The 12,429-nt window shown below is 65.4% G+C and carries 6 protein-coding genes and 3 rRNA genes; 4 read left to right on the forward strand and 5 right to left on the reverse strand.

What is annotated here, in order from left to right; all coding sequences use genetic code 11:
- The coding region (locus HDA43_RS34215; RefSeq protein WP_218911528.1) for a hypothetical protein at nt 1-196 on the reverse strand (196 nt) is incomplete at its 3' end.
- A 47-nt stretch (nt 197-243) separates the two neighbouring features.
- Between HDA43_RS34215 and HDA43_RS00005 the strand changes: the two genes are divergently transcribed.
- Complete coding sequence (locus HDA43_RS00005; RefSeq protein WP_179817695.1) at nt 244-1,233, forward strand: hypothetical protein; 990 nt, start codon at nt 244-246, stop codon at nt 1,231-1,233.
- A gap of 142 nt (nt 1,234-1,375) precedes the next feature.
- Here HDA43_RS00005 and HDA43_RS00010 read toward each other — a convergent pair whose 3' ends face one another.
- Nucleotides 1,376-1,768, reverse strand: a complete 393-nt coding sequence (locus tag HDA43_RS00010; RefSeq protein ID WP_179817696.1) for a cell division protein SepF — start codon at nt 1,766-1,768, stop codon at nt 1,376-1,378.
- Nucleotides 1,769-1,959: 191 nt separating this feature from the next.
- Here HDA43_RS00010 and HDA43_RS00015 point away from each other — a divergent pair, with 191 nt between their 5' ends.
- A complete protein-coding gene (locus HDA43_RS00015; RefSeq protein WP_179817697.1) occupies nt 1,960-2,748 on the forward strand; it encodes a PhzF family protein in 789 nt (262 codons plus the stop codon).
- A gap of 367 nt (nt 2,749-3,115) precedes the next feature.
- Here the strand turns inward: HDA43_RS00015 and rrf are convergent.
- The 3 genes from rrf to HDA43_RS00030 all read right to left on the reverse strand — a co-directional run bounded on the left by rrf (nt 3,116) and on the right by HDA43_RS00030 (nt 8,444).
- A 5S ribosomal RNA gene (rrf, locus tag HDA43_RS00020) occupies nt 3,116-3,232 on the reverse strand.
- A gap of 172 nt (nt 3,233-3,404) precedes the next feature.
- Nucleotides 3,405-6,530: ribosomal RNA gene (locus tag HDA43_RS00025) — 23S ribosomal RNA — on the reverse strand.
- A 395-nt stretch (nt 6,531-6,925) separates the two neighbouring features.
- A 16S ribosomal RNA gene (locus HDA43_RS00030) occupies nt 6,926-8,444 on the reverse strand.
- Together the 16S, 23S and 5S rRNA genes form the textbook arrangement of a ribosomal RNA operon.
- Nucleotides 8,445-9,473: 1,029 nt before the next feature.
- Between HDA43_RS00030 and HDA43_RS00035 the strand changes: the two genes are divergently transcribed.
- Nucleotides 9,474-10,850: a glycosyltransferase family 4 protein gene (locus HDA43_RS00035; RefSeq protein ID WP_179822510.1), complete on the forward strand. Its 1,377-nt coding sequence runs from the start codon at nt 9,474-9,476 to the stop codon at nt 10,848-10,850.
- 111 nt (nt 10,851-10,961) lie between these two features.
- Nucleotides 10,962-12,410, forward strand: a complete 1,449-nt coding sequence (gnd, locus tag HDA43_RS00040; RefSeq protein WP_179817698.1) for an NADP-dependent phosphogluconate dehydrogenase — start codon at nt 10,962-10,964, stop codon at nt 12,408-12,410.
- The last annotated feature ends 19 nt before the right edge of the window (nt 12,411-12,429 follow it).

Genomic DNA, 12,429 nt, shown 5'->3' on the forward strand with positions numbered 1-12,429 from the left:
GCCGCCGGCCTCCGATGCCACCGGAGGCCTCGGACGCGCCCGAGCACTGGCTGAGGCCCGCGTCCAGGCGCTTGAGAGGATCCTGCGGGGCGAGGACGCCCTCGAACCCCTCGGCCGCGCGCCCAGCTCGACGGCCGGCGGACCGCGCTCTTCCTCTGCTCGCCCTGGCCGTCGCCGGGCAGGGCGAGCGATCCACGCCTCCTGGCTCGGCTCGCCTTCGGCGAGCTGTCGCTGAACCAGCCGGTGACCCACGGCCAGCGCGCGCTCTGGCTCGCCGCCGCCCGGGGCGCGTACGGCCCCGCCGGCAAGATCTTCGTGCTCCGCAGGCTCGACGCGGTGGCGATCCCCGCGCACACCGAGCCCGAACGCTGGCTGAGCGCGCTGACCCCGCACGAGCCCGCGATGGTGGTACCGCCCTCGCTGGTCGACTTCCCCGAGCTCGCCGAGCTTCCCGAGCTGGCCGAGCCGGTTGAGGCCGCCGCACAGCTCGCCCACCTCCGCGGCCGCTGCACCGAGATCACCTCCACCCGGCAGAACGGTTCCGGCCGCAAACCGGCCACCCCCGAGGGAAGGTCCGCGGAAGCCGAGGAGAAGCTCCTCGTCGCGCTACGCCACCTGATCGGCGCCGCCGAGCCCGAGACACCGCCCGGCCCGCTCATCGACCATCTCCTCGCCGACCTGCGGCCGGGCTCCGACCTGCACCTCGCGGGCATTGCCCTGCACGTGGCCGCGCCCATCGTGCGGTCCGCCGCGGAGACCCTCGTCACGACCACCCAGGCCGAGCCGCCGGAGTCGGTCACCATGCCGATCCTGGGGCACAGCGTGGTGCTCCGTCCCGAGGGTCCGGACCCCGAGTCGCTGGCCGCGGCCGAGGAGCGGATCTCCGTCGAGGGTGTGCCGGACCGCGGCCGTCCCTGGATGGGTTACGCGCTCCTCGTCTTCGGCGTGGCCGTACTGGCGACGGCGTTCGCCACCTCGGCGACGCTCCCCCTCGCGGGCCTCGCGCTGGCCCTGTTCGCGGCGGGCGGCTACGGGCTCTGGCACCGGCGCAGGCGCGAGCGGGCCGACGCCGAGTACGTCACCGCGCAGCTCTCCGAACTGAGGGAACTGGCGGAGGGCGCCGTGTGGGCGCTGCACGAGTACGCCCGGGAGAACGAGAAGCGCGTCCAGGACGCGGCGGCGGACCTCGCCGAGCTGACCCGCCTGCTCCGCAGGGGCCCCCGCGCCCGCTAGGTTCCGTCCTGCGGGTCGTCCCGCCCTCCGCGGGCGACCGGACGGAGACCCACGGAACCGGAACCCGGGTCATACCGCCTCCCGACACGGACGTGCCCGGAGGCGGCGTGGCATCTCCGGGCACGTTCCAAGATCGAAAGGGTCAGCCGGTGGTGATCTCCACGTCGGCGGGCGCCAGCAGGAAGACCTTCTCGGCGATGCGCTCGATACGACCCTCGCAGCCGTAGGCCAGACCCGCCGCGAAGTCGACCATCCGGGTGGCCTCGGCGGTGCTCATGCAGTTGACGTCCATGATGACCGTCTGACCGTCACGGAAGTGCCGCCCGATGAGCGGCGCGTCGTTGTACTTGCGCGGCGTCAGCATCACGATCTGCGAGGGCTCGCTGGTCGAGTGCCAGCGCCTGGCCGCGCGCTCCGACGCGGACTGCCAGTCCTCACCCTCGCCTTCGACGTCGTCCACGTACTCGTAGGACTCGTCGTAGTCCTCCACACCGCTCAGGCCAAGGTATGTCGCCACCTTGCGCACTGCCCCCATCGGCTCGTCCTTTCCTACAGGACCACGCCGCAGCCGGCTTGTCCCTCCACCTTGGACGGTAACCGACGAATTGAAGTTCGCCGCGCGACACGCCCAGGGCTTATTCCCACTTTGTACGGCTAGCGCACTGGTCCACCCGACCCTCATACCCACTTCTGGGCGGATATTGCATCACGACTAGCATTATGGACATGCGCATCTACACGGTCGATTCATTTACCGACCAGTTTTTCAAGGGTAACCCGGCGGGGGTCTGCCTACTCGACAATCCGGCACCGGACGCCTGGATGCAGGCCCTCGCCGCGGAGATGCGGCACTCCGAGACCGCCTTCCTCCTCGGAGGAGAGGCCGGCGAGCCGTACTCGCTCCGCTGGTTCACCCCGGCGACCGAGGTGGCCCTGTGCGGACACGCGACCTTGGCGACGGCGCACGTCCTGTATTCCACCGGAACGGCTCCGGAAACCCTGAAGTTCGCCACGAAGAGCGGAATCCTCGCCGTGACCAGGGACGAAACGGGTCTGATCACCATGGACTTTCCCGCCAAGCCCCTGGAGGAGACCGATCCGCCGGAGGGCCTGACGGAGGCGCTGGGGGTCACTCCCCGGTGGGCCGGCAGGAACGTCTGGGACTACCTCGTGGAGGTGGAGTCCGAGGACGCCGTACGCGCCGTCTCCCCCGACTTCCCCGCCCTGGCGGCCGTGGACGCCCGAGGGGTCATCGTGACCGCCCCTTCGGCTCGTCCCGGCGTCGACTACGTCTCGCGGTTCTTCGCCCCCAGGGTCGGCGTCCCGGAGGACCCGGTCACCGGTTCGGCCCACTGCGCCCTGGCGCCGTACTGGACGGCCAAGCTCGGCTCGGCCACCCTCCTCGGGGAGCAGCTCTCCGAGAGGGGCGGGACGATACGCACGACCGTGCGGGGGGACCGCGTCGAGCTGTCGGGCCGGGCGGTGACCGTCCTCTCCGGCGAGCTCCACGCCTGAGACCCCGAGCGCGTCATCCGAGACCCCGCCCCGGGGCCCCGAACGCTTCCCGGGGACTTCAGGCGTGCCGACCGGGGCCATGGGCGCTTCCCGGAGGCTCCGGGGCGCCGGCGGAGACTCCAGGTCGTGTCGGTCCCGCGGCCCATCGGGAGCCACGACCTCCAGCCGGTTCGCGCCGAACGCGCTCGAACAAAAGCCCGTCTGACGTTTGGACACGAGAATCCCGGCAGATGGAAAAGAACCGCACATACTAAAAAAGCGCCTCACCCGGGCAGTGGAAAAACATGCATGAATCGCAAGAGAACCCCGGAAATGCGGAAAGGGCCGCTCCCCGGTGAAACCAGGGGGCGGCCCTCTCCAAAAGATTGTCCGGCGGCGACCTACTCTCCCACACCGTCCCCGGTGCAGTACCATCGGCGCTGAAGAGCTTAACTTCCGGGTTCGGAATGTAACCGGGTGTTTCCCCTTCGCCATAACCGCCGTAACACTATGAAACACACAAACACACGCACCCGACCCGGAACCGACATCCCGGGGGTGCAGACGGTGCCTGCTGCCTCAGAATCACACAGTGGACGCGAGCAAAACCAGTGATCACGCGCTGCTCCGGACCCGGCGAAGAGTACAGAGCGCTGCAGAAACCACACGAACGCTTTATGGTCAAGTCCTCGGCCTATTAGTACCGGTCAGCTCCACACATTACTGCGCTTCCACCTCCGGCCTATCAACCCAATCGTCTATTGGGAGCCTTACCCCCTCACGGGGTGGGAGACCTCATCTCAAGGCAAGCTTCCCGCTTAGATGCTTTCAGCGGTTATCCCTCCCGAACGTAGCCAACCAGCCGTGCTCCTGGCGGAACAACTGGCACACCAGAGGTTCGTCCGTCCCGGTCCTCTCGTACTAGGGACAGCCCCTTTCAAGTCTCCTGCGCGCGCAGCGGATAGGGACCGAACTGTCTCGCGACGTTCTAAACCCAGCTCGCGTACCGCTTTAATGGGCGAACAGCCCAACCCTTGGGACCTACTCCAGCCCCAGGATGCGACGAGCCGACATCGAGGTGCCAAACCATCCCGTCGATATGGACTCTTGGGGAAGATCAGCCTGTTATCCCCGGGGTACCTTTTAGCCGTTGAGCGACGGCGCTTCCACATGCCACCGCCGGATCACTAGTCCCAGCTTTCGCTCCTGCTCGACCCGCCGGTCTCACAGTCAAGCTCCCTTGTGCACTTACACTCGACACCTGATTGCCAACCAGGCTGAGGGAACCTTTGGGCGCCTCCGTTACCCTTTAGGAGGCAACCGCCCCAGTTAAACTACCCACCAGACACTGTCCCTGATCCGGATCACGGACCCAAGTTAGACGTCCAAAACGACCAGAGTGGTATTTCACCAATGACTCCACCGGAACTAGCGTCCCAGCTTCACCGTCTCCCACCTATCCTACACAAACCGTTCCAAACGCCAATGTCAAGCTGTAGTGAAGGTCCCGGGGTCTTTCCGTCCTGCTGCGCGTAACGAGCATCTTTACTCGTAGTGCAATTTCGCCGGGTCTGCGGTTGAGACAGCGGGGAAGTCGTTACGCCATTCGTGCAGGTCGGAACTTACCCGACAAGGAATTTCGCTACCTTAGGATGGTTATAGTTACCACCGCCGTTTACTGGCGCTTAAGTTCTCACCTTCGCACACCCGAAGGCATGCTAAGCGGTCCCCTTAACGTTCCAGCACCGGGCAGGCGTCAGTCCGTATACATCGTCTTACGACTTCGCACGGACCTGTGTTTTTAGTAAACAGTCGCTTCCCCCTGGCCTCTGCGGCCCCCACCAGCTCCGAGTGCAAGACTCATCACCAGCGAAGGCCCCCCTTCTCCCGAAGTTACGGGGGCAATTTGCCGAGTTCCTTAACCGCAGTTCACCCGATCGCCTTGGTATTCTCTACCTGACCACCTGAGTCGGTTTCGGGTACGGGCCGCCATGACACTCACTAGAGGCTTTTCTCGGCAGCATAGGATCACCCACTTCGCCACAATCGGCTCGGCATCACGTCTCAGACCCATGAGAGGCGGATTTGCCTACCCCTCGTCCTACACGCTTACCCCAGGAACAACCATCGCCTGGGATGGGCTACCTTCCTGCGTCACCCCATCGCTTACCTACTACCAGATCAGGTCAGGCGTTCACCCTGACGCCCGCTCCGAAGAGCAGACCGGGTTAAGGACCCTTAGTATCACTGGGTTCAGTATGGGCGCATCACAGCGGGTACGGGAATATCAACCCGTTGTCCATCGACTACGCCTGTCGGCCTCGCCTTAGGTCCCGACTTACCCTGGGCGGATTAGCCTGGCCCAGGAACCCTTGGTCATCCGGCGCAGAAGTTTCTCACTTCTGATTCGCTACTCATGCCTGCATTCTCACTCGCACGGCCTCCACAACTGGATCACTCCGCTGCTTCGCCGGCCGCACGACGCTCCCCTACCCATCCACACCCCTCGACAAAAGCCAGGGTTGATGTGTGAATGCCACGACTTCGGCGGTGTACTTGAGCCCCGCTACATTGTCGGCGCAGAATCACTTGACCAGTGAGCTATTACGCACTCTTTCAAGGGTGGCTGCTTCTAAGCCAACCTCCTGGTTGTCACTGCGACTCCACATCCTTTCCCACTTAGCACACGCTTAGGGGCCTTAGTCGGTGGTCTGGGCTGTTTCCCTCTCGACTACGGAGCTTATCCCCCGCAGTCTCACTGCCACGCTCTCACTTACCGGCATTCGGAGTTTGGCTGACGTCAGTAACCTTGTCGGGCCCATCGGCCATCCAGTGCTCTACCTCCGGCAAGAAACACGCGACGCTGCACCTAAATGCATTTCGGGGAGAACCAGCTATCACGGAGTTTGATTGGCCTTTCACCCCTAAACACAGGTCATCCCCCAGGTTTTCAACCCTGGTGGGTTCGGTCCTCCACGCGGTCTTACCCGCGCTTCAACCTGCCCATGCCTAGATCACTCCGCTTCGGGTCTGCAGCATGCGACTCAAACGCCCTATTCAGACTCGCTTTCGCTACGGCTACCCCACACGGGTTAACCTCGCCACACACCGCAACTCGCAGGCTCATTCTTCAAAAGGCACGCAGTCACATCACAGACACCCCGAAGAGTGTCTACGCTCCTACGGCTTGTAGGCACACGGTTTCAGGTACTGTTTCACGACCCCTCACCGGGGCACTTTTCACCTTTCCCTCACGGTACTAGTGCACTATCGGTCATCAGGGAGTATTTAGGCTTACCAGGTGGTCCTGGCAGATTCACACAGGATTTCTCGGGCCCCGTGCTACTTGGGATCCCCTCCAGCAGTCGACAGGATTTCGCCTACCCGGCTCTCACGGTCTCCGGCGCCCCTTCCCAGAAGCTTCGGCTACCCCATCGATTTCTCACTGCTCGTGGCTCCGGCAGAAACCACAAGAAGGTCCCACAACCCCGAACACGCAACGCCCGCCGGCTTTAACACGCGCCCGGTTTAGCCTCTTCCGCTTTCGCTCACCACTACTCACGGAATCACTATTTGTTTTCTCTTCCTACGGGTACTGAGATGTTTCACTTCCCCGCGTTACCACCAACCGCCCTATACATTCAGGCGGAGGCAACACCACATGACTGGTGCTAGGTTTCCCCATTCGGACATCCCCGGATCAACGTCTGGTTGGCGACTCCCCGGGGCTTAACGCAGCCTCCCACGTCCTTCATCGGCTCCTGATGCCAAGGCATCCACCGTGTGCCCTAAAAAACTTGGCCACAAAGATGCTCGCGTCCACTATGCAAATCTCAAACAACACGCAGCGACCATCACGACCCCACCACCAGACACCCACCCCACAAAGAGGCGAGCCGGTATGACAGGCGGACGGTCCCGCAGAGGGAAACTCAGAACCTCACCAGCCGCGCGGTCTCCCGCGCAGCTGCTGGTCCGTTTCCTCAGGACCCAACAGTGTGTTCACCCGGACCTCACCCCGACGACCCCGTTCCCACTCCCCCATACAGGGGCGGTACTAGCGGCCCGGCGACCCGGTCCGACTGACTAGCCAGTGCTCCACTAATGAGCGCACCGTGCGCGAGACGTTCGCTCGCGGCCACGGCATGGACCGACCAGGCCACCCAGCGGGTGAACCGGATCAGCCGGTGCTCCTTAGAAAGGAGGTGATCCAGCCGCACCTTCCGGTACGGCTACCTTGTTACGACTTCGTCCCAATCGCCAGCCCCACCTTCGACCGCTCCCCCCCAAAGGGTTGGGCCACGGGCTTCGGGTGTTGCCGACTTTCGTGACGTGACGGGCGGTGTGTACAAGGCCCGGGAACGTATTCACCGCAGCGTTGCTGATCTGCGATTACTAGCGACTCCGACTTCATGGGGTCGAGTTGCAGACCCCAATCCGAACTGAGACCGGCTTTTAGGGATTCGCTCCACCTTGCGGTATCGCAACCCTCTGTACCGGCCATTGTAGCATGTTTGCAGCCCAAGACATAAGGGGCATGATGACTTGACGTCATCCCCACCTTCCTCCGAGTTGACCCCGGCAGTCCCCCATGAGTCCCCACCACCCCGAAGGGCGTGCTGGCAACATGGAGCAAGGGTTGCGCTCGTTGCGGGACTTAACCCAACATCTCACGACACGAGCTGACGACAGCCATGCACCACCTGTCACCCAGTCCGAAGAGGGCTCTGTCTCCAGAGCTTTCCGGGCGATGTCAAGCCTTGGTAAGGTTCTTCGCGTTGCGTCGAATTAAGCAACATGCTCCGCCGCTTGTGCGGGCCCCCGTCAATTCCTTTGAGTTTTAGCCTTGCGGCCGTACTCCCCAGGCGGGGCGCTTAATGCGTTAGCTACGGCGCGGAAACCGTGGAAGGCCCCCACACCTAGCGCCCAACGTTTACGGCGTGGACTACCAGGGTATCTAATCCTGTTCGCTCCCCACGCTTTCGCTCCTCAGCGTCAGGTAAGGCCCAGAGAACCGCCTTCGCCACCGGTGTTCCTCCTGATATCTGCGCATTTCACCGCTACACCAGGAATTCCGTTCTCCCCTGCCTACCTCTAGCCAGCCCGTATCGAATGCAGACCTGGAGTTAAGCCCCAAGCTTTCACATCCGACGCGACAAGCCACCTACGAGCTCTTTACGCCCAATAATTCCGGACAACGCTTGCGCCCTACGTATTACCGCGGCTGCTGGCACGTAGTTAGCCGGCGCTTCTTCTGCAGGTACACGTCAACTTCGTCCCTGCTGAAAGAGGTTTACAACCCGAAGGCCGTCATCCCCCACGCGGCGTCGCTGCGTCAGGCTTCCGCCCATTGCGCAATATTCCCCACTGCTGCCTCCCGTAGGAGTCTGGGCCGTGTCTCAGTCCCAGTGTGGCCGGTCGCCCTCTCAGGCCGGCTACCCGTCGTCGCCTTGGTAGGCCGTTACCCCACCAACAAGCTGATAGGCCGCGAGTCCATCCCCAACCGAAAAGACTTTCCACACGCATCCCATGCGGAAGCGTGTCGTATCCGGTATTAGACCCAGTTTCCCGGGCTTATCCCAGAGTCAGGGGCAGGTTACTCACGTGTTACTCACCCGTTCGCCGCTCGAGTACCCCGAAGGGCCTTTCCGCTCGACTTGCATGTGTTAAGCACGCCGCCAGCGTTCGTCCTGAGCCAGGATCAAACTCTCCAAACAATGTCTACAGAGTTTCTCCCGGCTGAAAGCATCCCCGTCCCGGCAAAGGAGACGAGGTGCATCAACCAAAGGAATCCGTCCTCCCACCGAGGCGGGTGGGACGGGGTTGTGCATCATGCACTGGCTTTTAACACACTGTTGAGTTCTCAAGAAACGGACGCGTTCACCGTCGATCCGGACCCTCAGGCCCGTTTCTCCGGGGCGTTTCGTTCGTTTCGTTGTGCCTTTATTCTTTCAGACCGGCTTTTTCGTGTCAAACCGCTCTTTCGGAGCGATTTTCTTCGATTCCACCGACCCGAAGGGAATTCGGGCGTCCCGTTTCCGGGACAACCCCTCTAACTTACTCCGTCATCCGATTCATGTCGAATCGAACGCCGCCGGGACACAGAGATCCCAACGGATGGATCAAGTAGTGGGGTGGCTCTGAGATCACGGCGACTCCGCCGTCTCCCTCAGGCCTGGTGAACTTTATGAACACCGGGCCGCATCGTCAAATCGACCGCGCGCCTGCGGCCCTCGCTGGTCCGCCGGCCCTCCGGCCGGGGAAAGGGCGCCTTCTGACGCCTCCCACCGGCACCCGGCCCCACCCTCCGTGGACCCGGAGCGTGGACCCGATACCGGTGCTATTAAGAAGAACAAGTGGATCGCCGGGTTTGTTCCCGGATCTCCGCCTCCACCGGAGAGCGCGTCCGCTGGCAGAACACGCTCCCCGGCACGAACGCCGTGCCCCCGGCCTGATCCCGTACCGGCGATGGGCGTCCCACGCGAGAGCCGCCCCGCCGCTTGGCGGCAAAGCGGGAACAGACCCGCGGCAAAGCGAGAACGGACCCGCAGCGAAGCAGGGACGGAGGGTGCCTGTCCCCGCGGAGACGAAGCCGTGGCTCCGCCCCCTGCCCGGGAATGTTCTTCGCGTTCCCGGGCAACCAGGAGACACGCGGAACGGTTCTCAAGGCCGTGTGGACGTTCACCTCCGCGTGAGCATCCACACGAGCCACTTCTACAGGGGGAGACACGCAGGTGACGGGGAGAATGCGCGTGGCGGCCAGGCGTGCGGGGGTACGTCTGCTGGACACGGTCAACGGGAGGCGCGCGCGGCGCGCGCCGGCGGCCGACACCGGAACGGTCCGGATCCTGCTCCAGCACGCCTACGGCATGGGCGGCACCATCCGGACGGTGCTGAACCTGGCGGGCCATCTCGCCCGGGAACGCGACGTGGAGATCATCAGCGTGGTCCGCGCGGCCGAGCATCCGTTCTTCCCGATCCCGCCGGGGGTGCGGGTGACGTTCCTGGACGACCGGACGCGACCGCGCGGCCCGGTCGCCCGCCTGCTGTCGCGCTTCCCGAGCGTCCTGGTGCCGAAGCAGGAGAACGTGTACGGGTCCGTCTCGCTGTGGACCGACCTCCGCCTGGTGGCCTATCTGCGGTCCATGCGGACCGGCGTGGTCATCTCCACCCGGCCGGGGTTCAACCTGATCACCGCGCTGTTCGCGCCGCCGGAGGTGCTGACGATCGGCCAGGAGCACGTGGCGCTGGAGGTCCACGCCCCCGAGATGCGACGGCTCATCAAACGGCGGTACGGCAGGTTCGACGCGTTCGTCACCCTCACCGAGGCCGACCGTGCGCACTACGCCAAGGTGTTGCGACACGACCCTCCGGCCCGTCTGCTGTGCATTCCGAACGCGGTCCCCGAGCTGGCCGGTGACGTCTCCTCCCTGGAGGAGAAGAGCGTGGCCGCCATCGGCAGGCTGGTGCACGCCAAGGGCTTCGACCGCCTCGTCAAGGCGTGGGCGCCGGTCGCGGAGGCGCACCCGGACTGGGTGCTGCGCATCTACGGCGGCGGTACCCAGAAGGCCGAGGAGCGGCTCCGCGCCAGGATCGAGAAGGCCGGTCTGACGGGCAGGGTGCTTCTCATGGGCAGTTCGAGCGAGATCGGCGCCGAGCTGGCCAGGTCGTCGATCTACGTCGTCAGCTCCCGCTACGAGGGGTTCGGCATGACGATCCTGGAGGCGATGAGCAAAGGCGTGCCCGTGGTGAGCTTCGACTGCCCGCACGGCCCCAGGGAGATCATCACCCACGGGCGCAACGGGCTGCTGGTGCGCCCGCAGAAGCCTGCGCTCCTGGCAGAGGCGATCTCGCGGCTGATCGAGGATCCCGGGCTGCGCCGTACCCTCGGCCGGAACGCCCTGCGCACGGTGCCCGCCTACTCCCTTGACGCGGTCGGCGCCAGGTGGGACGCGCTGCTCGACGATCTTCAGCGTACGGCGCGCGGCGGCGTCGAGACGCTCCCGGTCCGCGACGAGACCCGCGGCGAGACCCGGGAGGAGACCCGCGGCGAGGTCCGCGGCGAGACCCCCGGTGAGGCCGACGGTGAGGCCGACCGCACGCCGTACCCGATCGCTTCGTAGTCCCGAGGGGTCCCCCTCGACGCTCTCCTCGGCGGCGCTTCGGGGGGCCCCGGCACCTCCGGACATGGGCCCATGAAATCGTGGGAGAAAGCCCATGATCGGGAGTTGAAGATGACGAAGGCGCGTATCGGAGTCACCGGTCTGGCCGTGATGGGAGCCAACCTCGCGCGGAACCTGGCCCGGCACGGGCACACGGTGGCCGTGCACAACCGCTCGCGGTACCGGACCGACGCCCTGCTGAAGGAGTACGGCCACGAAGGGGAGTTCGTCGCCTGTGACACCCCGGAGGAGCTGGTCGCAGCGCTGGAACGGCCCCGGCGCGTTCTCATCATGGTGAAGGCGGGCGCGCCGACCGACGCGGTGATCGAGGAGTTCGCCCCGCTCCTGGAGCCGGGCGACATGCTGGTGGACGGCGGGAACGCCCATTTCCTGGACACCCGGCGTCGGGAGGCGGCGCTGCGGGAGCGGGGGATCCACTTCGTCGGCACGGGCGTGTCCGGCGGCGAGGAGGGCGCGCTGCTCGGGCCGAGCATCATGCCGGGCGGGTCCAGGGAGTCCTACGAGGCGCTGGGCCCGCTGCTGGAGGACATCGCCGCCAAGGTGGACGGCGTGCCCTGCTGCACGCACATCGGGCCGGACGGCGCGGGGCACTTCGTCAAGATGGTCCACAACGGCATCGAGTACGCCGACATGCAGCTCATCGCCGAGGCGTACGACCTGCTGCGGCAGGCCCTCGGGATGAGCCCGGCCGAGATCGCCGACGTCTTCGAGGAGTGGAACCGGGGCGAGCTGTCGTCCTACCTCATCGAGATCACGGCGGAGGTGCTGCGGCAGGTGGACGCCGCCACCGGCCGGCCGCTGGTGGATGTGATCGCCGACCGGGCCGAGCAGAAGGGCACCGGCCGCTGGACCGTCCAGAACGCGCTGGAGCTGGGCGTCCCGGTGAGCGGCATCGCCGAGGCGGTGTTCGCCCGGTCGGTGTCCGGCCACACGGAGCTGCGGCGGGCCGCGCGGGACCTGCCCGGCCCGGCGGACGCGCCGCAGGCCCCGCCGGCCGGGGACCGTGAGGGCCGCGCGGAGTTCGTGGAGGACGTACGGCGGGCGCTGTACGCGTCGAAGATCATCGCCTACGCGCAGGGGTTCGACCAGATCCGGGCCGGCAGCGCCGAGTACGGCTGGGACGTCGATCCGGGCGCGCTGGCCACGATCTGGCGTGGCGGGTGCATCATCCGGGCGGTCTTCCTCGACCGCATCCGCGAGGCGTACGAGCAGGAGAGCCCTCCGGTGACGCTGCTGACGGCGCCGCTGTTCGCCGAGGCGCTGGGCCTGGCGCAGGAGCCGTGGCGGCGGGTGGTGGCGACGGCGGCCGGGGCGGGCGTCCCGGCGCCCGGTTTCTCGACGGCGCTGGCCTACTACGACTCGCTGCGGGCGGGCCGGCTGCCCGCCGCGCTCGTCCAGGGGTTGCGCGACTTCTTCGGCGCGCACACCTACCAGCGGTCCGACCGGGAGGGGACCTTCCACACGCTGTGGTCCGGCGACCGTACGGAGATCGAGGTCTGACGGCGGCGGGGACGGGCGT

This window comes from Streptosporangium sandarakinum (genome assembly GCF_013409935.1).
GTDB classification, from domain to species: domain Bacteria; phylum Actinomycetota; class Actinomycetes; order Streptosporangiales; family Streptosporangiaceae; genus Streptosporangium; species Streptosporangium nondiastaticum.